General features: G+C 52.0%; 17 protein-coding genes. 6 read left to right on the top strand and 11 right to left on the bottom strand.

The features are described 5' to 3' along the window. Window positions 1-15 precede the first annotated feature (15 nt). A complete protein-coding gene (locus tag H1D31_RS09895; protein ID WP_065955316.1) occupies window positions 16-408 on the top strand; it encodes a DUF2750 domain-containing protein in 393 nt (130 codons plus the stop codon). Between the two features lie 80 nt (window positions 409-488). Here the strand turns inward: H1D31_RS09895 and H1D31_RS09890 are convergent, their stop codons facing one another. Continuing rightward, window positions 489-1,469: a 2-hydroxyacid dehydrogenase gene (locus H1D31_RS09890; protein ID WP_008608112.1), complete on the bottom strand. Its 981-nt coding sequence runs from the start codon at window positions 1,467-1,469 to the stop codon at window positions 489-491. A 70-nt stretch (window positions 1,470-1,539) separates the two neighbouring features. Further along, window positions 1,540-2,019: a glutathione peroxidase gene (locus H1D31_RS09885; RefSeq protein ID WP_008608113.1), complete on the bottom strand. Its 480-nt coding sequence runs from the start codon at window positions 2,017-2,019 to the stop codon at window positions 1,540-1,542. 80 nt (window positions 2,020-2,099) lie between these two features. On the opposite strand from H1D31_RS09885, the gene H1D31_RS09880 reads away from it, so the two are divergent. Continuing rightward, complete coding sequence (locus tag H1D31_RS09880; RefSeq protein ID WP_261258182.1) at window positions 2,100-2,981, top strand: NAD(P)-dependent oxidoreductase; 882 nt, start codon at window positions 2,100-2,102, stop codon at window positions 2,979-2,981. Window positions 2,982-3,623: 642 nt separating this feature from the next. Here H1D31_RS09880 and H1D31_RS09875 read toward each other — a convergent pair. The 9 genes from H1D31_RS09875 to H1D31_RS09835 all read right to left on the bottom strand — a co-directional run bounded on the left by H1D31_RS09875 (window position 3,624) and on the right by H1D31_RS09835 (window position 15,082). Next, window positions 3,624-5,135: a leucyl aminopeptidase gene (locus H1D31_RS09875; protein WP_261258180.1), complete on the bottom strand. Its 1,512-nt coding sequence runs from the start codon at window positions 5,133-5,135 to the stop codon at window positions 3,624-3,626. Window positions 5,136-5,281: 146 nt separating this feature from the next. Continuing rightward, window positions 5,282-5,941 carry a CoA transferase subunit B gene (locus tag H1D31_RS09870; protein ID WP_261258178.1) on the bottom strand — a complete coding sequence of 220 codons (660 nt, stop codon included), beginning with the start codon at window positions 5,939-5,941 and terminating at the stop codon, window positions 5,282-5,284. Between the two features lie 10 nt (window positions 5,942-5,951). Further along, a complete protein-coding gene (locus H1D31_RS09865; RefSeq protein ID WP_261258175.1) occupies window positions 5,952-6,653 on the bottom strand; it encodes a CoA transferase subunit A in 702 nt (233 codons plus the stop codon). A gap of 704 nt (window positions 6,654-7,357) precedes the next feature. Beyond that, window positions 7,358-8,269: a hydroxymethylglutaryl-CoA lyase gene (locus tag H1D31_RS09860; RefSeq protein WP_261258173.1), complete on the bottom strand. Its 912-nt coding sequence runs from the start codon at window positions 8,267-8,269 to the stop codon at window positions 7,358-7,360. Next, window positions 8,266-10,248, bottom strand: coding sequence for an acetyl/propionyl/methylcrotonyl-CoA carboxylase subunit alpha (locus tag H1D31_RS09855; protein WP_065955313.1), 1,983 nt, complete (start codon window positions 10,246-10,248; stop codon window positions 8,266-8,268). Before H1D31_RS09855 ends, H1D31_RS09860 begins: the two co-directional genes overlap by 4 nt. A gap of 81 nt (window positions 10,249-10,329) precedes the next feature. Further along, on the bottom strand, window positions 10,330-11,121 hold the full coding sequence (locus H1D31_RS09850) for an enoyl-CoA hydratase/isomerase family protein (RefSeq protein WP_261258170.1): 792 nt from the start codon (window positions 11,119-11,121) through the stop codon (window positions 10,330-10,332). A 767-nt stretch (window positions 11,122-11,888) separates the two neighbouring features. Further along, on the bottom strand, window positions 11,889-13,496 hold the full coding sequence (locus H1D31_RS09845; protein ID WP_261258167.1) for a carboxyl transferase domain-containing protein: 1,608 nt from the start codon (window positions 13,494-13,496) through the stop codon (window positions 11,889-11,891). A gap of 1 nt (window position 13,497) precedes the next feature. After that, a complete protein-coding gene (locus H1D31_RS09840) occupies window positions 13,498-14,667 on the bottom strand; it encodes an isovaleryl-CoA dehydrogenase (protein ID WP_008608134.1) in 1,170 nt (389 codons plus the stop codon). A gap of 1 nt (window position 14,668) precedes the next feature. Beyond that, window positions 14,669-15,082, bottom strand: coding sequence for a MerR family transcriptional regulator (locus tag H1D31_RS09835; protein WP_008608135.1), 414 nt, complete (start codon window positions 15,080-15,082; stop codon window positions 14,669-14,671). 262 nt (window positions 15,083-15,344) lie between these two features. Here H1D31_RS09835 and H1D31_RS09830 point away from each other — a divergent pair, with 262 nt between their 5' ends. From H1D31_RS09830 to H1D31_RS09815, 4 genes are all read left to right on the top strand, one after another. Beyond that, window positions 15,345-16,529, top strand: coding sequence for a thiolase family protein (locus tag H1D31_RS09830; protein WP_261258163.1), 1,185 nt, complete (start codon window positions 15,345-15,347; stop codon window positions 16,527-16,529). 185 nt (window positions 16,530-16,714) lie between these two features. Beyond that, a complete protein-coding gene (locus H1D31_RS09825; protein ID WP_261258161.1) occupies window positions 16,715-18,211 on the top strand; it encodes a CoA-acylating methylmalonate-semialdehyde dehydrogenase in 1,497 nt (498 codons plus the stop codon). Between the two features lie 134 nt (window positions 18,212-18,345). Beyond that, window positions 18,346-19,503, top strand: coding sequence for an acyl-CoA dehydrogenase family protein (locus H1D31_RS09820; protein ID WP_261258160.1), 1,158 nt, complete (start codon window positions 18,346-18,348; stop codon window positions 19,501-19,503). A gap of 127 nt (window positions 19,504-19,630) precedes the next feature. Beyond that, window positions 19,631-20,776 carry an enoyl-CoA hydratase/isomerase family protein gene (locus H1D31_RS09815; protein ID WP_261258158.1) on the top strand — a complete coding sequence of 382 codons (1,146 nt, stop codon included), beginning with the start codon at window positions 19,631-19,633 and terminating at the stop codon, window positions 20,774-20,776. Window positions 20,777-20,798 lie beyond the last annotated feature (22 nt).

Here is a 20,798-nt window from a genome sequence, read left to right as displayed (position 1 = left end):
CAAAGAGAACACACTATGGATTATCAACTGACTGCTGAAGAACTGGCCCGGATCACCGCGCTGGATGCGGAACAGCGCTATGAGTATTTTATTAAGGCCGTCGCCGATCTGGAGCAGATCTGGATCCTGACCGATGACGAAGGCTTTGTGCTGGTCAGCGCCGAGGACGAGCGTTGCATTCCGGTATGGCCACATGCTGAGCTGGCAGAACAGTGGATCGAAGGCGAGTGGTCAAATTGTACCGCTCAGGCTGTTGCCATCGATACCTGGCTGGAAAAATGGACTGAAGGTTTAAACGGTGACGAATTAAGTATCGCTGTACTGCCGGATACGGACGGTCCTGGCGTGGTGGTAACGCCGGACGAATTAGCCGAAACTCTGGTGAACGAGCTGGAAGACGAAGCTTAAGCCAGCGGCAATACCAGAAGAAACGGCAGGGGAACCTGCCGTTTTTTATGAGGTAACATCAAGGATAAAGAGGATAAGCCTTAATTAACCAGCTCATTACCATTACTTTGCCCCCCGGCAAAAGCCACCAGATTATCACTGGTGATCTGGCTGATTTGTTGCAGCGCTTCGCGGGTGAAAAACGCCTGATGGCCGGTGATCAGCACATTAGGGAAGGTGAGTAAGCGTTTAAAGACTTCATCTTCAATCATCTGCTCAGACAGATTCTCAAAAAAGATATCCGCTTCCTGTTCATAGACATCCAAACCCAGATAGCCGATTTTCCGGTTCTTCAGGCTATGGATCACGGCTTTAGTGTCAATCAGGCCGCCACGACTGGTATTAATCAGCATCACACCGTCTTTCATCTGTGCCAGACTATGTTGATTAATCAAATGCTTAGTTTGCGGGGTAAGCGGGCAATGTAAGCTGATAATATCGCTTTGCTGATACAGATTTTCCAACGTGGTGTAGTGCTCGGTTAGCTCAGCGTCTGGCTGAATATCGTAACAGAGCAACTTACAACCAAAGCCTTTCAAAATGCGGGCGGTCGCCAGACCGATGCGACCGGTACCAATCAGACCAACGGTTTTGCCGTGCATATTAAAGCCGAGCAAACCGTCCAGGGCAAAGTTATCATCCCGCACTCTGTTATAGGCCTTATGCAGTTTGCGATTTAAGGTCAGCATCATTGCGATAGTGTGTTCGGCTACCGCCTCTGGTGAATAGGCCGGCACCCGGGCTACTCTGATCCCTAACGCCTTGGCGGTATCCAGATCGACATTATTAAAGCCGGCGCAGCGCAGGGCGACCATTTCGATGCCCATTTCGGATAGCAGCTGCAGTACCGGAGCAGACAGATCATCGTTGACGAAAACACAGACGGCGTGACAGCCCGCGGCCATCTTCACCGTCTCAACATTCAGACGGCTGTCAAAGTATCGAAATTGCAAGCTGGCATCAGCCCACTGGCTAAAGCCGTCCTGATCGTATTTTTTCGCACTGAACACAGCGATTTTCATTGCTTCTCTCCCATCTTGATGACGGGAGAATACCGGATCCTGATTTTGCATATTTAGCGCCAGATCAAAGTTACAGTAATTCTTCGATGGCTTGCGCTATGCTGGCAGGTTTAGTGCGCGGGGCATAGCGTTTTACCACCACCCCCTCTTTGTTTACCAGAAATTTGGTAAAGTTCCACTTAATAGCACGGCTTTTTAGTAAACCGCGGGCATGATCTTTTAAATACTCAAATACCGGCGCGGCTTCCGGACCATTCACATTGACTTTTCCCATCAGCGGAAAGGTCACACCGTAATTCAGTTCACAAAACTGCATAATCTCAGCGTTAGAGCCTGGTTCCTGGCTGCCAAACTGGTTACAGGGAAAGGCCAGAATCACCAGACCACGCTGGTGATACTCTTTATGCAAGGCTTCAAGATCTTTATATTGCGGCGTAAAACCGCACTTACTGGCGGTATTGACAATTAAAACCACTTTACCGCGAAACTGGCTTAGCTCAAGCGGCTTACCGGCATTGTCCTGGACGGTAAAATCATAAAGTGTCGTCATGGTCATTCCTTTAGACTTTCAATTAGGCTGATAACTTTGTAAGCTCACACTCCACTATGTCACAGCTTTAAGTCATTTTTATGTCAAATACTAGCAATAAAAGCGTCGCCTTTATTGGTCTTGGGGTAATGGGCTATCCGATGGCCGGTTATCTGCAGCAAAAAGGCTATCAGGTTTGTGTGTATAACCGTACTACGGCCAAGGCTGAGGCCTGGGTCAGTCAGTATGGCGGCAAGTGCGCGCTAACGCCAGCAGCGGCGGCAGCGGGCGCCAGTCTGGTATTTATGTGTGTCGGTAATGATGATGATGTGCGCTCTGTAGTTTACGGCGAGCAGGGAGTACTGGCCACCATGGCCGCCGGCGCAGTGCTGGTCGATCATACTACGGCATCTGCCGAATTGGCGCGTGAACTGGCCGCAGCTTGCGCTAAACAGCAGTTGGGCTTTTTAGATGCGCCGGTATCCGGTGGCCAAGCAGGTGCTGAGAAGGGCATTTTAACGGTGATGGTCGGTGGCAGTGCAGCCGACTACAGTCTGGCTGAGGCGGCGATGCAGAGCTATGCCCGTTGCGTTAAGTTACTCGGGCCGGCCGGTTCTGGCCAGTTGGCGAAGATGGTGAATCAAATCTGTATTGCTGGTGTGGTGCAGGGGCTGGCTGAGGCCCTAAACTTTGCTAAAAATGCCGGATTAGACGGTGCCGCTGTGGTCGAGGTGATTTCGCAAGGTGCCGCATCCTCGTGGCAGATGCAGAACCGCTCACTGACGATGCTGGATGATAAATTTGATTTCGGTTTTGCGGTGGATTGGATGCGTAAGGATTTATCAATTGCGTTAAATGAAGCCCGCAAAAATGGCAGTGCTTTACCGCTGACGGCGCTGGTGGATCAGTTTTATGCTGAGGTGCAGCAGATGGGCGGCGGACGCTGGGATACGTCGAGTTTAATTAAGCGGTTGAGCCGGTAAAAGATCATTTACTATCTAAGATTCGTGCATCCGGCGGCTAAACACGCCGTACAACTTTCCTGGGACTCGCCGCGAATACCTCACTGGGGGTTATAAACTTCATCCTGAAGTTTACCCAGCTAAGGTCGCAGCAATGGGCTCGACGCTTCAGAATCGTGATATAAGCATCCGGTGGCAAGCACACCGTACAACTTTGACGGGACACGCTGTGAATACATCCCTGTACGCTTGCATTTTTCATCCATGAAAAATACATTCCCTTACAAAGTGTACGGAATGCTTACCACCTCGTTTTATATCTGCTGTGTTCTAAGATGTTTTTCGTGACGTCTAAGAGATTCTATTTAAGCCCTTGGCTGCGGTAGAATTTTCGTAACAGCAGCAGGGATGCTGCGGAGGCTGAAAGGGCACAGGGATGTGATCCTTGAAGCCGGTGGAGAAAATTACTACCCTGCTAAGGGCGTTGCGCAGGTCTAGACGCTGCAGAGTCGAGGGTGAAGCATCCGGTGGAGAAAATTACTATCCAGCTAAGGGCGTTGAGCAGGTCTAAAATCTGCATGTCAGGTATCGAACTCAGATTTTAGTGACAACAGTGATAAATCCGGATAGCCAGCAAAGTGACTACCCGGTTTAATTTACAGATTACTCAGCGGTTAAAACCCACTCGGTTAACAAGCGCACACCATAGCCGGTTGCACCCTCAGTTTGTAAGCCACGGTTGCCACTGCTTAGAGCGTTACCCGCGATGTCTAGGTGCGCAAAAGGCGTGTCTTTAACAAACTGCTGCAGGAATAAGGCGGCAGTTGATGCGCCGGTGCTGCTGCCGGTGTTACGTAAATCGGCGATGCGGCTCTTTAGCTCTGGCAGCATTTCGTCGCTAAGCGGTAAGCGCCAGACTTTTTCCTGCACCTTATCACCCGCTTGTGTTAGTTGCGTAACTAGCTTGTCATCAGTACTGAATAACCCGGCGTAGTAACTGCCGACAGCGCCCACTTTGGAACCGGTTAAGGTAGCGATATCAACGATAGCGCGCGGTTTAAAGTTTGTCTCAGCATAGAACAAGGCATCGGCCAGCACCAAACGGCCCTCGGCATCGGTATTGATAATCTCAATGGTTTTACCATTACCTGCGGTGATCACATCACCGGGCAGGTAAGCGCGGTCAGAAATCATATTTTCAGCCATTGCCATTAAGCCAACAACATTGACCGGGGCTTTTTGTTTCGCCAGGGTGTGCATGGTACCGAGTACTGCCGCCGCGCCCGCCATATCACTGGTCATTCTTAGAATAGAGTCACCCTGAGTTTTCAGGTTATAACCACCGGTATCAAAGGTAATGCCCTTACCAACCAGTGCAACCGGCGCTTCTTTGCTGCCTTCCCATTGCACAATCACCAGGCGCGGCGGGCGGGCACTGCCGCGGCCAACCGCAAGAATTGCGCCTAAACCGGCCTTTTCCAGCGCTTTTTCATCCATTACTGTCACTTTAGCGCCAAGTTTACGCAGCTCCAGTGCCTGTTTAGCGAAGGTCTCAGGATAAATTCCATTGGCTGGTTCATTGGTCAGATCACGAGCCAGTGCTACGCCTTCACTTAGTGCTGTTAATTGGGCCAGACGTTGTTCAGTAGCCGCTTGCTCCGCACTCAGCAAATGCAGTTGGCGAACTTTTGAAGGTTGCTTATTGGTATGGTAACGAGTGAAGGTGTAGCTTGCTAAATCAATACCATGACTGATTTGGGCTAATAATTCTGCCTGGCCAATCGGCGCCTTAATTAATGAGGCATCAAGCTGGATAGTATTGGCAGCGCTGCCTTTCAGGCTACGGGCGGCGGTGGCACCGAGCAGGCTGGCCTGATAAGGAGTCAACTTAGCACTGTCGCCGGTACCCAGTAGCAATACGCGCTGATACTGAGAATAGGGCGAAGCCGGTGCCAGCCAGTTCAGCGTTTTGCCATGCGCGGCGCTAAAATTCTCTTGTTTGCTGATCGCTTCCAGTTGCGGATTAGCATTGAGTTGATCCGGGCTAACCAGCAACACCAGGGTATCAGCAGTGGGAGCAATACTGCTGCTGGCTTTTACCTGAAATTGGTCAGCAATAGCCGAAAAACTGCAGCTGGCGGCAAGGATGGCGGCGATAGCGCTTAAACGAAACATAGACAAGACTCCTGTTAATTCAGTTTGTCGCTATAGTGACGAAAAGGCTGCATTTATACAATAAAACGGCGGGTAATCTGTCGTGAATTTCTGCGGATACAACAAAAAGGCGCCATAGCGGCGCCTTGTCTGATAGGCATTACGGCTTAGTTAAACTGCATTTCCGGAATATCGCCGTTAATCACCAGTTTACCGGCGGTTTTCTGCTGAATTTCCTCAACCGAAATGCCCGGTGCGCGTTCCAGTAGGTGGAAGGCGCCGTCTTTGACTTCCAGCACCGCCAGATCGGTCACGATCTTCTTAACACAGCCCACGCCGGTCAGTGGCAAGCTGCAGTTTTCCAGCAGTTTGCTGCTGCCGTATTTGTCGGCGTGGGTCATCGTCACAATAATATTCTGGGCGCCGGCTACTAAGTCCATGGCACCACCCATGCCCTTAACCAGTTTACCCGGAATCATCCAACTGGCGATATTTCCGTTCTGGTCGACTTCAAAAGCACCCAGAACCGTCAGATCAACATGACCGCCGCGGATCATGGCAAAGCTTTCCGCGGAGCTGAAAATCGCCGCGCCTTTAATCGCGGTGACGGTTTCTTTACCGGCGTTAATCATATCGGCATCAATTTCGGTTTCGGTTGGGTAGGGGCCCATACCGAGTAAACCGTTTTCCGATTGCAGCATTACTTCAATACCGGCTGGTACATAGTTTGCGACCAGGGTCGGGATGCCGATGCCGAGGTTAACGTAGTAACCGTCTTTTAATTCCTGCGCCACCCGCATGGCGACTTGTTCACGTGATAAAGCCATTGTTGTCTCCTTAACCCTGACGAACCATACGGCGTTCGATGCGTTTCTCAAAGTTGCCTTTGATCACGCGCTGCACATAGATACCCGGCGTATGAATTTGTGAGGGTTCTAATTCACCTGGCTCAACAATTTCTTCGACTTCGGCCACGGTAATTTTACCGGCAGTCGCCGCCATCGGGTTAAAGTTCATCGAGGTATGACGGAATACCAGGTTGCCGTAACGGTCGGCTTTCCAGGCGCGTACTATGGCAAAATCACCGGTAATGGATTCTTCCAGAACATAGTGCCGGCCATTGATTTCGCGGGTTTCTTTGCCTTCAGCCACTGGTGTGCCGTAGCCGGTGGCTGTAAAGAATGCGGGTATTCCGGCGCCGCCGGCGCGCATCTTTTCTGCCAGCGTGCCTTGTGGGGTTAATTCCACTTCCAGCTCGCCGCTAAGCAGTTGTTTTTCAAACAGGGCGTTTTCGCCAACGTAGGAGGCAATCATTTTTTTAATTTGCCGATCTTCCAGCAGAATGCCTAAGCCAAAGCCGTCGACGCCGCAGTTGTTTGAAACCACTGTCAGATCTTTGGTGCCCATTTTTTTTATCTGGGCAATTAGGCCTTCCGGAATACCACATAAACCAAAGCCACCGGCAATAACGGTCATGCCGTTTGTCAGGCCGGCCATGGCGTCTTCGTAGCTATGTACGACTTTATTAAACCCTGCCATTTGTTGTCCTCTGTTTTTTAAACTCTGCAGTTACTTATCGTCTTGCAGGCTCGATTACCGGGCATCCGGCGGTCAAGCTCTCCGTACAACTTTCCTGGGGCACGCCGTAAATACATCCCTGGGGGGTTATAAACTTCATCCTGAAGTTTACCCTGCGGGCCAGCGCAAGCGCTGTTCAAATTCGTTCCCGACGAATTTGTCTCTTTGGCATCCATGCCAAAGACGTCCCCAGAAAAGTGTACTGCGCGCCTGCCACCTCGTTCACTTTTTGCGAGTCGTCATGACTCACCGATATTCGTTTAGCCCTTGGCTGCGGTAGAATTTTCGTAACAGCAGCATGGATGCTGCTGAGGCTGAAAGGGCACAGGGATGTGATCCTTGAAGCCGGTGGAGAAAATTACTACCCAGTTAAGGGCGTTGCACCAATCTCAAATCTGCGGTTACTTATCGCTAAACAAATGGCGAGTCCGTTGCATCCGGCAGCAAGCACACCGTACAACTTTGCCGGGACACGCTGTGAATACCTCCCTGTACGCTTGCATTTTTCATCCCTGAAAAATACAGTCCCTTACAAAGTGTACGGAATGCTTACTGCCTCGTCTTGTCTCTGTTTTGCTCTAAGACCTTTTCTGTCATGACATCACTGATTTTCGTTAATTCCATGACTGCGTTAGAATCTTCTTAACAGCCGCATGGGCGCGTTATCAACTAGTTTGACTGCACTTGGCTTGTAACGCCAATCCTACTTTAGAACTAGGCTGCTTCCCTAACTCGCGGGTGATAAACCAGCCGGCCTGCGCCAGCAGGGTTAAATCTACGCCATGTGCAATGCCAAGACCATTTAGTAAATACACCACATCTTCGGTAGCGACATTCCCCGAAGCGCCGGCAGCATAAGGGCAGCCGCCTAAACCGGCGACCGCGCTGTCAATAACGGCTATACCGCGACTGAGCGCCACATAAATATTAGTCAGTGCCTGGCCATAGGTATCGTGAAAATGCACCGCCAGTTGTTCTTTTGGTACTACTGCCAGCACCGCATCCAGCATAGCATTGACTTTAGCCGGGGTGCCGACACCTATGGTATCACCCAGTGAAATTTCGTAGCAGCCCATGTCCAGCAGGGCTTTGGCGACGAAAGCCACGTCAGCTGGTGCAACCTCACCCTGATAAGGGCAGCCGACCACGCAAGAGACATAACCGCGCACTTTGATACCATCAGTTTTCGCCGCTTCGAGTACCGGCGCAAAGCGCTGCAGGCTTTCAGCCACCGAGCAGTTGATATTCTTTTGGCTAAAGGCTTCCGAAGCCGCACCAAAGATCGCCACCTCTGTGGCGCCAGCGGCTTTGGCAGCTTCATAGCCTTGCAGATTTGGCGTGAGCGCGGCGTAAGTCACACCGTGATGGCGCTTTATCCCGGCAAACACTTCCGCTGAATCGGCCATTTGCGGCACCCACTTGGGTGAGACAAAGGCGCCGGCTTCGATATACTGATGGCCGGCCGCGCTGAGCAGATCAATCAGTTGAATTTTTGCGCCGCGGCTAACGCTGCTTTCGTTTTGCAGGCCGTCACGCGGCCCGACTTCGACCAGCCGGACCTGTTTTGGAAAACTCATGCTTCCTCCGGGCTAAAGTCCACCAGTTGGGCGCCATCTTTTACCAGATCGCCGGCAGCATAGAATACGGCATTGACGGTACCGGCTTTAGGGGCCTTAATCGCATATTCCATCTTCATCGCTTCCATAATCACCAGTGTTTCACCGGCTTGCACCTGCTGCTCTGGCTGACACAGCACGGCAACGATAGTGCCGTTCATCGGCGCGGTCAGGCTGCCGGCGTTATCGGCGGCATCAGTAACCGTAGCGACTTCGGTCTGATAGACGATGTCGTAGCGCTGATGTTTGATAAAGACACTGATGGTGTCCTGATACTGGCTAACCCGCACTTTCATCCGGTGCCCGGCGAGGATGGCGCTCAGCTCATCGCCATTTAAACTGGCCTGACAATCCAGCGTCTGGCCGTTTAACGTCAGGCTATAGTGCTGTTGCTGCGCCGCTACGTTAATCAGCTGCTTGTCATCACCCAGCTTTAACTCCAGGTTTAAGCTTGGGGTTTCGTTTAGCCGCCAACCATGGCTGAATTGCCAGGGGCTGCTGGCCGTTTGACAGCTTGGAGCTTGTTGCTTACTGACAATATAAAGTGCGGCCAGCAATAATGCCTGGCTTTGCTGGTTATGCGCCGGCGCAAACAGACTGGCCTGATGCTTATTGATAAAATTGGTATCCAGCTCCGCTGCTTTAAAGGCCGGATGCTCGACCAAGCTGGTTAAAAAGCCAAGGTTGGTAGTAACACCAGCAATGCGGTAATCATCCAGCGCCCGCAGCATACGGCTGATGGCGCGGTCGCGGCTTTCATCCCAGACAATCAGCTTGGCGATCATCGGATCGTAGTAGGGCGTGACTTCGTCGTGCTCGACCACACCGGTGTCCACCCGTACATGCCGGCTTTGCTCTGGCTGGCGCAGGTAGGTGAGCTTACCGGTAGCAGGCAGGAAGTCGTTATCCGGATCTTCGGCATAGACCCGCACTTCAATAGCATGGCCATCCAGCTGAATTTGCTGTTGCGATAGTGGCAGTTTCTCCCCGGCAGCGACCAGCAATTGCCATTGCACTAAATCCTGACCGGTAATCATCTCGGTGACCGGGTGCTCAACCTGCAACCGGGTATTCATTTCCATAAAATAGAAGGAGCCGTCTTCGTCAAACAGGAATTCGACGGTACCTGCACCACGATAATCAATCGCCTGAGCTGCCTTTACTGCCGCTTCACCCATTGCCTGACGCTGTGCCGGGGTAAAATTCGGCGCCGGTGCTTCTTCAATCACTTTTTGATGCCGGCGCTGAATCGAGCAGTCACGCTCGGCCAGATAGACCGCATTGCCGTGGTTGTCGGCAAACACCTGGATTTCGACATGGCGTGGTTTGGTCAGGTAGCGCTCCAGCAACATCTTATCGTTGCCAAAACTGGCTTTGGCTTCGCGGCGGGCGCTGGCCAGTGCCGGTGCAAATTCATCGGCGTTCCAAACCACGCGCATACCTTTACCACCGCCACCATAGGCAGCTTTTAACAATTGCGGATAGCCAATTTTGGCAGACTCCGCAGCCAGGGTGGCATCACTTTGATCATCGCCATGATAGCCCGGCACTAGCGGCACACCTGCGTGCTGCATAATTTTCTTGGCCGCGCTTTTTGAACCCATGGCTTCGATAGCTGGTACCGGTGGGCCAATAAAGACCACGCCTGCTTCAGCACAGGCGCGGGCAAAGTCTTCGTTCTCAGATAAAAAGCCGTAGCCCGGGTGAATCGCCTCGGCGCCGCTTTGTTTGGCAATAGCGAGGATTTTGTCCGCCCGCAGGTAAGAATCTTTACTGGCGGCAGGGCCAAGTAAAAAGGCTTCGTCGGCCAGACGCACATGGCGGGCGTTGGCATCGGCTTCTGAGTAAACTGCCACACAGCGAATACCCAGCTTGTGTGCGGTGTCGATCACCCGGCAAGCGATTTCGCCGCGGTTTGCTATCAGTATTTTACGGAACATACTTCCTTATCCTGCTGAGTTGGCCGGTATCATCTCCGGCTGGCGTTATTCGTGATAATGCTGTGCTTTACGTTTTTGCTGTTAATTCGTCAACCAGCCTGGCTTGCGCTTTTCTAAAAAGGCCGTTAAGCCTTCCTGGCCTTCTGCCGAAACCCGAATTGAGGCAATAGCTGCGGTGGTATCACCAATCAGTTCGGCATTAATCGGGCGCTGGTAGATATGCTGGATCAGCTGTTTGGCACTAGTCACTGCTGCCGGACTATTTTGCAGCAGGCTGTTGATCAGCGTTTCAGATTGAGATTCCAGTTCACCGGCAGCGACAACCTGATGCAATAAGCCCAGAGTTAAGGCGCTGTCTGCACTAAAGCGCTCGGCAGTTAAAAAGTAACGCCGGCACTGGCGCTCACCCAGCGCCCGCATGACATAGGGGCTGATTACCGCCGGGATCAGGCCGATTTTTACTTCACTCAGACAAAAACTGGCGCCTTGTTCGGCCAATGCCATATCACAGCATGCGACTAAACCCACAGCTCCACCAAACGCGGCGCCTTGTACCAGCGCGATGGTCGGTTTTGGGAATTTATCCAGCTTATGCATCAGTGCGGCCAGTTCGTTGGCATCGTCCAGATTTTGCTGGTAGTTTTTTTGCGCCATCGAGCGCATCCAGTTTAGATCAGCACCGGCAGAGAAGTTTTTACCGCGGGCGCTTAGCGTTAATACTTTGACCTTATCGTCGGCAGCCAGTTGGTCCAGTACCCGGATCAGTTCGGCGATCATCTGGTCGTCGAAGGCGTTGTGGACTTCCGGGCGGTTTAGGATCAGGTTAGCGACACCGCGGGAGTCAATGCTGATTTCGGTATAATGTTGGCTCATAATGATGTCGCTCCGTTATTCTTGCTGTGTTCTGAACTGGAATCTGCGGCCCCCGGTTCAGTGCATCCGATGACGAGCACACCGTACAACTTTGCCGGGACACGCTGTGAATACCTCCCTTACGGTTACAAACTTCATCCTGAAGTTTGCCCTTCGGGCCAGCGTGCCGCTGTTCAAATTTGTTCCTGACAAATTTGTGCATTTTTCATCCCTGAAAAATACAGTCCCTTGCAAAGTGCACGGAATGCTCATCATCTCGTTCGCAATCGCTTGTTAGTTAAGCCCTTGGCTGCGGTAGAATTTTCGTAACAGCCGCATGGATGCTGCGGAGGCTGAAAGGGCACAGGGATGTGATCCTTGAAGCCGGTGGAGAAAATTACTACCCAGTTAAGGGCGTTGCACCGATCTAAAATCTGTAAGTCAAAATCCGGTGCATCCGGCGGCTAAACACGCCGTACAACTTTGTCGGGGCACGCTGTAAATACCTCCCTGTACGCTCTTGTTTGGCATCCATGCCAAACAGGTCCCCGAGCAAAGTGTACTCTGCGTTTACCGCCTCGTTTACCTTCTGTGAGTCGTTATGACTTACTGATATTCGTTAAGCCCTTAGCTGCGGTAGAATTTTCGTAACAGCAGCATGGATGCTGCGGAGGCTGAAAGGGCACAGGGATGTGATCCTTGAAGCCGGTGGAGAAAATTACTACCCTGCTAAGGGCGTTGCACCGTTCTAAACTCTGCTATTTTCAAACACTCACAAGGTGTTTTATTTACATTCTGAACACGCCAAAGCGGCTCTCTTCAATCGGTGCGTTTAACGCTGCAGCGAGCGCCAGGCCCACCGTCATCCGGGTTTGCGCCGGATCGATAATGCCATCATCCCACAGCCGCGCACTGGCATAATAAGGATGTCCCTGCTGCTCATACTGCGCAATAATCGGCTTTTTCAGCGCAGCTTCGGCTTCCGTTGATAAGGTTTCACCCTTACGTGCCAAACCGTCTTTGGTCACCTGCGCCATTACACCGGCGGCTTGCTCGCCGCCCATTACTGAAATGCGCGCGTTGGGCCACATCCACATCATGGTTGGATCATAAGCGCGGCCGCACATGCCGTAGTTACCGGCGCCGTAGCTGCCGCCAATCAGTACGGTAAATTTCGGTACTTTGGCACAGCTTACTGCCATCACCATCTTGGCGCCGTGCTTGGCAATACCCTCGGCTTCATACTTTTTGCCGACCATAAAACCAGTGATATTTTGCAGGAACAACAGCGGGATCTTGCGCTGGGCACAGAGCTCGATAAAGTGCGCGCCTTTTTGCGCTGATTCTGAGAATAAAATCCCATTATTGGCGACAATGCCTACCGGATAGCCGAAGATGCGTGCAAAACCACAGACCAGGGTCGCGCCATAGTATTGCTTAAACTCATCAAAGTCTGAGCCATCGACAATCCGCGCTATCACTTCTTTCACATCAAACGGCTTACGCAAGTCGGTACCAACAATGCCGTACAGCTCTTTGGCATCGTACAGTGGTTCTGCTACCGGTTTCACGTCCAACTGCGCTGGCGCAGGGCGGTTTAAGCGCGATACCGCATTGCGTGCCAGTTGCAGTGCGTGTTCGTCGTTTAATGCGTAATGATCGGCGACGCCGGAAATTTTACAGTGCACATCGGCACCGCCCAGCTCTTCGGCGGAGACCTCTTCGCCCGTCGCGGCTTTAACCAGCGGTGGACCGGCCAGAAAGATGGTGCCTTGTTCTTTAACGATAATGCTTTCATCAGCCATTGCCGGCACATAGGCGCCGCCGGCGGTACAAAGGCCCATTACCACAGCAATTTGTGGGATACCTTTGGCAGACATATTCGCCTGATTAAAGAAGATGCGGCCAAAGTGCAGCTTATCCGGGAAGACTTCATCCTGCCGTGGCAGGTTGGCTCCGCCGGAGTCAACCAGATAAATACAGGGCAGGTGACAACGTTCAGCAATTTCCTGGGCCCGCAGATGTTTTTTTACCGTCAGCGGATAATAGGTACCGCCTTTGACGGTGGCGTCATTGGCGACAATCATGCACTCGACGCCGCTGACACGGCCGATGCCAGCGACGACACCGGCGGCAGGGACATAGTCGTCGTAGCATTCCCAGCCGGCAAACTGGCCGATTTCCAGAAAAGGTGAGCCCGGATCCAGCAACTTTTGCACGCGGTCGCGGGCAAAGAGTTTGCCGCGCGCCACATGGCGGGCGATCAGGCTTTCGCCACCGCCCAGTTTAATTTGCCGGACTTTGCTTTGCAGATCATCGACCACCGCCTGCATCGCTGCCGCGTTTTTCTGAAACTCGTCGCTGCGCGGATTAATTTTACTGGTGATTTTTGCCATCTTAGTTCGACTCAGTAAACAGCTCACGGCCGATCAGCATGCGGCGGATTTCTGAGGTGCCAGCACCGATCTCGTATAACTTGGCATCCCGTAGCAAGCGGCCTGTCGGATATTCATTAATATAGCCATTACCGCCTAATAACTGGATGGCATCCAGCGCCATCTGCGTTGCCAATTCAGCCGCATACAGAATCACACCAGCGGCATCTTTACGGGTGGTTTCGCCACGGTCACAGGCTTTAGCAACCATATAAACGTAAGAGCGGGCGGCATTCATTTTGGTGTACATATCGGCAACCTTGCCCTGTACCAGCTGGAATTCACCAATCGCCTGGCCAAACTGTTTCCGATCATGGATATACGGCACGACCACATCCATACAGGCTTGCATAATGCCCAGTGGGCCTGCTGACAGTACCACGCGCTCGTAGTCCAGACCGCTCATCAGTACCTGCACGCCGCGACCAACCTGACCCAGCACGTTTTCTTCCGGGACTTCGCAATCTTCAAATACCAGTTCGCAGGTGTTGGAGCCACGCATCCCTAGTTTGTCGAGCTTTTGCGCCTGCGAGAAACCTTTAAAGCCCCGTTCCACGATAAAGGCGGTGATGCCTTTGCTACCGGCGTTAACATCGGTTTTGGCGTAAATAACATAGGTGTGGGCATCCGGACCATTGGTGATCCACATTTTGTTGCCATTCAGAATATATTTATCGCCTTTTTTGTCAGCGCGCAGTTTCATGCTGACGACATCAGAGCCGGCATTCGGCTCACTCATTGCCAGAGCGCCAATGTGCTCACCAGAGCAGAGTTTCGGTAGATATTTTTGTTTTTGTGCTTCGGTGCCGTTACGGAAGATTTGGTTTACGCACAGGTTGGAGTGCGCGCCGTAGGACAGCGCTACAGAGGCTGAGGCGCGGCTGATTTCTTCCATCGCAATCACGTGCTCTAAATAGCCCAGGCCTGAACCGCCGTATTGTTCGTCAACCGTGATGCCTAACAGGCCTAAATCGCCGAATTTACGCCATAAGTCATTGGGGAACGCATTATCATGGTCAATTTGTGCTGCACGCGGGGCAATTTCTTCGCGGGCAAAGCTATTTACCTGCTCGCGGATCATATCTACGGTTTCGCCCAGGTCGAAATTCAGGCCTTTATATGTACTAATCATCTTATTCCCCGTTTGCGTTCTTTTGCTGTTTGGCTTCGGCCAGCGTGTCGCGGCAACGTTTTTCTACCGTTACCAGCTCCATCAACACGACCTTAATGTCATCCATCTGCTGCTGCAGCTCGGATTTTTTATGTTCAATTAACTTCAGCATGGTATTGAGCTGGGTTACGCTGCTTTTATCGGCATCGTACAGCTCAAACAACTGGCCGGTTTCGGACAGACTAAAGCCCAGACGTTTACCGCGCAGGATCAGTTTCAGCCGCACCCGATCGCGTTTGCTATAAATGCGGGTTTGGCCGGCGCGGGTTGGTGATAACAGCCCCTGATCCTCATAAAAGCGGATACTGCGGGTGGTGATATCAAACTCTTTTGCCAGTTCACTGATACTGTAGGTTTTTTCGTCTTTTTCTTTCATTGCAGGCCTTCCCGAAAAGTGCAGGCAACTATAAGTGAAGTTTACGTAAAGGTAAAGCTGTGGGCGCGCGAATTAAGGCCTGCAGGCGGACGAAACGGCAAAAATGTAAAGATATGATGCCAAATAGCCGGCACTTTTCGGGACGAAAATCGCCGCTGCGTTTTCCGGCTACAACCATAGTGTTATGATGTTGACGTTGGCGTAAACGTAAATTTGGTGTAGGCTCTGTGCCAGAAAAAATGCCGTAACGGGAGAGAACCGCATGACTCAGCAGAATAGTATTGTGATTGTTGCCGCTAAGCGCACCGCCATGGGTGGCTTTATGGGCGGTCTGGCCGAGGTGGATGCGACCGTATTAGGGGCCACGGCAATTAAAGCGGCGCTAGCCGATGCCGGCATTGCAGCTGAGCAAGTTAGCGAAGTCATTATGGGTAACGTGCTGCCAGCCGGTTTAGGTCAGGCGCCAGCCCGTCAGGCAACCTTAAAAGCCGGGCTGCCACTGAGTGCCGGCGCGACTACTATTAATAAGGTATGCGGTTCCGGCTTAAAAGCGGTGATGTTGGCTGCTGACTTACTCAATGCCGGCAGTGCTGATGTTGTGGTAGCCGGTGGTATGGAGTCAATGAGCAACGCCCCGTATTTACTGGATAAAGCACGCAGCGGCTACCGCATGGGCCACGGTCAGATTAAAGATCATATGATGCTGGATGGGCTGGAAAATGCCTATGACGGCAAAGCCATGGGCTGTTTTGCCCAGGACACGGCGAACGAGAAAGGCATTAGCCGGGAGCAGATGGATGCCTATGCGGTGGAGTCATTACGCCGTGCCCAGCACGCGATTAGCAGCGGTGCTTTCGCCGCTGAAATTACCCCGGTGGTGTTCCAAACCCGCAAAGGTGAAGTCAGCTTTAATGTCGACGAACAGCCGGGTAACGCCAAACCAGAGAAGATCCCTTCGTTAAAACCGGCTTTTGCCAAAGACGGTACCATCACTGCTGCCAACTCCAGCTCGATTTCAGACGGTGCTGCGGCGCTGGTGTTAATGCGTGAAGCCGATGCCAAAGCTCAGGGTTTAACGCCACTGGCGCGGGTCGTTGCGCATGCAACACACTCGATGGAGCCGGCACTGTTTACGGTTGCACCGGTTGGTGCCATGCAAAAAGTATTGGCCAAAGCCGGCTGGCAAAAACAGCAGGTTGATCTGTGGGAAATTAATGAAGCCTTTGCCATGGTGACCATGCTGGCGATTAATGAGCTGGGCTTAGAGCACAGCAAGGTTAACGTCAATGGCGGTGCTTGTGCCCTGGGCCATCCGATTGGTGCCTCTGGTGCCCGGGTATTAGTGACCTTAATCCATGCATTAAAACAGCGCGGTTTAAAAACCGGTATCGCCTCACTCTGTATTGGTGGTGGTGAGGCCGTTGCTCTGGCTGTGGAAGCGCTGTAAGTCAAATTAGCTGTACCACTATAACAAAAAGCGGTTGGGGAGAAGCGCCGCAAACTGCCTGAATAATAATAGGTCAAAAGATCAGCCAGGCACGCTTAACAGGGTAGGAACCGGCCAACAACACAAACACTAAAGCGCCGGCCGCCCGTTTACTAATAGCAGTTAAAAATCAAAGAGATAATAAAATGACACAACAGGTTAAGTTATTTATTGATGGTGAATTTGTGCACTCGAACAGTGACAAATTGATCCCGGTAACCAATCCGGCCACCCAGGAAGTGATTGCACAGGTACCTTGTGCTACTGCCGCCGAGATGCAGCAGGCGATCGACTCTGCGAAAGCCGCCTTTAAAACCTGGAAAGAAGTACCGGTGTCTGAGCGCGCCCGTTTAATGATGCGCTACGCCCAGTTGTTAAAAGATCATCAGGGCGAAATCGCCGCCATTATCTGTGAAGAGCTGGGTAAAACCGTGGAAGATGCCAAAGGTGATGTCTGGCGTGGTATCGAAGTGGTGGAGCAGGCGGCAAATATTCCGTCACTGATGATGGGCGAAACGGTGGAGAACGTTGCTCGCAGCATCGATACCTACAGCTATATTCAGCCATTAGGTGTCTGCGCCGGTATTACGCCGTTTAACTTCCCGGCGATGATCCCATTGTGGATGTTCCCGATGGCGATTGCCTGCGGTAATACCTTTATTTTAAAACCGTCTGAACAGGATCCGATGACAGTAAATAAGCTGGCGGAGCTGTTTGTCAAAGCCGGTGCACCCAAGGGCGTATTACAAGTGGTGCACGGTGCCAAAGAGCAGGTCGATACCATTTTGCATCACCCTGATATTAAAGCGATTTCATTTGTCGGTTCGGTTAATGTCGGCCAGTATATTTACAAAACCGGCACTGACAATTTAAAGCGTGTACAAGCCTTTGCCGGTGCGAAAAACCATATGGTGATTATGCCGGATGCGAATAAGCAGCAGGTGATTAATGCGCTGGTGGGAGCCTCTGTCGGCGCGGCCGGTCAGCGTTGTATGGCAATCTCTGTGGCGGTGTTTGTGGGTAGTGCAGCTGAGTGGATCCCGGAAGTAGCTGCTGCCATTGGCAAGGTAGGTCCGGGTCATTACAGCAATGACAAAGCGGCCTATGGCCCGCAAATCAGCCCGCAAGCAAAAGCCCGTATTCTGTCGTTAATTGCCCAGGGTAAAAAAGAAGGTGCAACCTGTCTGCTGGATGGCTCCGATTGTCAGGTTGACGGTTACCCGAACGGTAACTGGGTTGGCCCAACGGTGTTTAGCGATGTCACCACCGAGATGGAAATCTACAAACAAGAGATCTTCGGCCCGGTATTAACCACTATGACAGTAGCTAACCTGGATCAGGCTATTGAGCTGGTAAATAGTAGCCCGTACGGTAACGGTACCTCGATCTTCACCGCCAGTGGTGCCGCAGCCCGTAAGTATCAACATAATATCGAAGTGGGTCAGGTCGGTATCAATGTGCCGATCCCGGTGCCGCTGCCGTTCTTCTCGTTCACCGGTTGGAAAGGCTCTTTCTACGGTGATCAGCATGCCTACGGCAAGCAAGCGGTGCGGTTTTACACCGAAACCAAAACCATTACAGCGCGTTGGTTCGATGACGATATTCAGGTAAGTGGCCCGAATATGTCAATTAACCTGCGTTAACCGGTGACAGGAGCAGGCGTGGCGGCGTCTAAAGTAAAGACAAACTAAAAAAATTTTGCAGCTTTAGCGTCGCCCGTTTTGCCTTTTACTGTGCACTTTTACTGTAATTAATCTGGTAGTACAGGACAGTAACGATGAATTTCAATCTGACTGAAGATCAACAGGCCTTTGTTGAGGTCGCCCGCCAGTTCGCTGAGCAAGAGTTAGCGCCGCATGCCGCGACCTGGGATCGCGAACATCATTTCCCGAAAGACGTGCTGCAAAAGGCCGGTGAGCTGGGCTTTTGCTCGCTGTATACGCCGGAAGAGTTTGGCGGTATGGGCTTATCCCGGCTGGATTCCTCCATTATTTTTGAACAGCTGGCAATGGGCTGTACCGCGACTACAGCGATGCTGACGATTCATAATATGGCAACCTGGATGATTGCCAGCTTCGGCACTGAGGCGGTTAAAGAAAGCTGGTTACCCAAGCTGGTTACCGGTGAGCAATTAGCGTCCTATTGTTTAACCGAACCGGGTTCAGGCTCAGATGCCGCCAGTTTACGCACCAGTGCCCGCAAAGACGGTGAACACTATGTGTTAAACGGCTCAAAAATGTTTATCTCTGGCGCAGGCTCAACTGAAGTCTTAGTCGTGATGGCACGCACCGGCGAAGCCGGCCCGAAAGGGATTTCTGCCTTTGTGGTACCTGCTGATGCGAAGGGCGTGATCTACGGCAAAGCCGAAGAAAAAATGGGCTGGAATGCGCAGCCGACCCGACTGGTAACCTTTGAAGACGTGCGTATTCATCAGTCTGCGCTGTTGGGTAGTGAAGGGCAAGGCTTTAGTTTTGCGATGAAAGGCTTAGATGGTGGCCGGATTAATATTGCTACCTGTTCTATTGGTACTGCGCAGCAAGCCCTGAATACGGCCCGTAATTATATGCTGGAGCGGCAGCAATTTGGTAAGCCGCTGGCGGCGTTCCAGGCACTGCAGTTTAAACTGGCTGATATGGCGACCGAGCTGGTCGCCGCCCGTCAGTTAGTACGCTTAGCCGCCTTTAAACTGGATACTCAGGATCCGGAAGCAACTGCCTATTGTGCGATGGCCAAGCGTTTTGCTACTGACGTCGGTTTTAGTGTCTGTGATCAGGCACTGCAGCTGCATGGTGGTTATGGTTATATTAAAGAATATCCGCTGGAGCGGCACTTCCGTGATGTACGGGTACACCAGATCCTGGAAGGCACCAACGAAATCATGCGGCTGATTATTGGTCGTCGCCTGCTGGATGAAGCTGCCGGCGCTATCCTGTAATACAGCCAGGTTAAACTCGGGTAGGTTTGTTGCAAAGCCTAGCCGTGGCCGTCACCGCTTAGCCAGACGCTATGCGGTGACGGCAAGCGCTGCGCCTTACACCTGCAGCCAAACAGAAGGACTCATCATGCTTGAACACTCTGTTGCTCCGGTGCTCTATCAGGAGCTGACCGCAGTTAATGGCAAAAAAATTGCCGTCGCTACCCTTAATTCTGAAAAATCCTTAAACGCGCTTAGCCTGCCAATGGTGGAGTCATTGCTGCCACAAATGCTGCAGTGGAAGGCCGATACGCAAGTGGCGCTGGTGGTATTACAAGGCGCTGGCGATAAAGCCTTTTGTGCCGGCGGCGATATCCGCGATCTGTACCAGGCGATGAAAGATCAGCCCGGCATTTATCAGCCCTATGTCGAAGATTTCTTTACCAAAGAATACCGGCTGGATTATTTAATTCATACCTTTGATAAACCGGTACTGGTTTGGGGCAACGGTATTGTGATGGGCGGTGGTCTGGGCTTAATGGCCGGTGCCTCGCATCGCGTAGTCACGGCGAGCAGCCGGATTGCAATGCCGGAGATGGCCATAGGCCTGTATCCGGATGTCGGTGCCAGCTGGTTTTTAAATCGTATGCCAGCAGGCTGCGGCCTGTTTTTAGGTTTAACCGGCGCTTCTATTAATGCCGCTGATGCGCGTTTTATTGGTTTGGCTGATGTCTTTATCTGCCATGAGCAAAAAGCCGAACTGCTGGATAAACTGTTGACGGTTAATTGGGGTAATACGGTGGCGCTTAATCATCAGAAGCTCTCTGATGTACTGCGCGCGCAGGAAGAAGGTTGTCGCACCCAGATGCCACTTAGTCAAATCCGGCTGCATCAGGATGCGATCAGCCGCTTACCCGGGCAAGCGGATCTGGCTGGCGTAATGGCGGCAATAGACGCCATGCAGGGTGAGGATAAATGGCTGCTAAAAGCCAAGGACTCACTGCGCTACGGTAGTCCAATCACGGCACATATTGTGTATCGCTTATTGCAACTGGGGCAAAGTTTAATTCTGGCCGACAGTTTCCGCTTGGAGCTTGGCTTAAGTGTGCAATGCGCCAAACTGGGCGAGTTTCAGGAAGGGGTGCGGGCACTGTTGATTGATAAAGATTTACAACCCAAGTGGCAGTATCCGGATGTGAGCGCTGTGCCGCAGGCGGTGATCGATGAGTTATTCCGTTCACCGTGGAGCGCCGGGCAACATCCGCTGCAGGATTTAGGCAAGCTAGAAAACTAATTTATTGCGCTGGCCGCAAGGC

It is taken from the genome of Alishewanella sp. BS5-314 (assembly GCF_025377695.1).
Lineage (GTDB): Bacteria > Pseudomonadota > Gammaproteobacteria > Enterobacterales > Alteromonadaceae > Alishewanella > Alishewanella aestuarii.
Note: the sequence above shows the minus strand (reverse complement) of the source record. Positions and strands in the feature narration are given on the sequence as shown.

Excerpts from the sequence above, each read along its gene's own strand:
- H1D31_RS09880 (WP_261258182.1), top strand. The coding sequence starts at position 2,100 with ATGTCAAATACTAGCAATAAAAGCGTCGCCTTTATTGGTCTTGGGGTA.
- H1D31_RS09820 (WP_261258160.1), top strand. The coding sequence starts at position 18,346 with ATGAATTTCAATCTGACTGAAGATCAACAGGCCTTTGTTGAGGTCGCC.
- H1D31_RS09850 (WP_261258170.1), bottom strand. The coding sequence starts at position 11,121 with ATGAGCCAACATTATACCGAAATCAGCATTGACTCCCGCGGTGTCGCT.
- H1D31_RS09885 (WP_008608113.1), bottom strand. The coding sequence starts at position 2,019 with ATGACGACACTTTATGATTTTACCGTCCAGGACAATGCCGGTAAGCCG.
- H1D31_RS09870 (WP_261258178.1), bottom strand. The coding sequence starts at position 5,941 with ATGGCTTTATCACGTGAACAAGTCGCCATGCGGGTGGCGCAGGAATTA.
- H1D31_RS09855 (WP_065955313.1), bottom strand. The coding sequence starts at position 10,248 with ATGTTCCGTAAAATACTGATAGCAAACCGCGGCGAAATCGCTTGCCGG.
- H1D31_RS09830 (WP_261258163.1), top strand. The coding sequence starts at position 15,345 with ATGACTCAGCAGAATAGTATTGTGATTGTTGCCGCTAAGCGCACCGCC.
- H1D31_RS09890 (WP_008608112.1), bottom strand. The coding sequence starts at position 1,469 with ATGAAAATCGCTGTGTTCAGTGCGAAAAAATACGATCAGGACGGCTTT.
- H1D31_RS09875 (WP_261258180.1), bottom strand. The coding sequence starts at position 5,135 with ATGTTTCGTTTAAGCGCTATCGCCGCCATCCTTGCCGCCAGCTGCAGT.
- H1D31_RS09815 (WP_261258158.1), top strand. The coding sequence starts at position 19,631 with ATGCTTGAACACTCTGTTGCTCCGGTGCTCTATCAGGAGCTGACCGCA.
- H1D31_RS09825 (WP_261258161.1), top strand. The coding sequence starts at position 16,715 with ATGACACAACAGGTTAAGTTATTTATTGATGGTGAATTTGTGCACTCG.
- H1D31_RS09840 (WP_008608134.1), bottom strand. The coding sequence starts at position 14,667 with ATGATTAGTACATATAAAGGCCTGAATTTCGACCTGGGCGAAACCGTA.
- H1D31_RS09845 (WP_261258167.1), bottom strand. The coding sequence starts at position 13,496 with ATGGCAAAAATCACCAGTAAAATTAATCCGCGCAGCGACGAGTTTCAG.
- H1D31_RS09860 (WP_261258173.1), bottom strand. The coding sequence starts at position 8,269 with ATGAGTTTTCCAAAACAGGTCCGGCTGGTCGAAGTCGGGCCGCGTGAC.
- H1D31_RS09835 (WP_008608135.1), bottom strand. The coding sequence starts at position 15,082 with ATGAAAGAAAAAGACGAAAAAACCTACAGTATCAGTGAACTGGCAAAA.
- H1D31_RS09895 (WP_065955316.1), top strand. The coding sequence starts at position 16 with ATGGATTATCAACTGACTGCTGAAGAACTGGCCCGGATCACCGCGCTG.
- H1D31_RS09865 (WP_261258175.1), bottom strand. The coding sequence starts at position 6,653 with ATGGCAGGGTTTAATAAAGTCGTACATAGCTACGAAGACGCCATGGCC.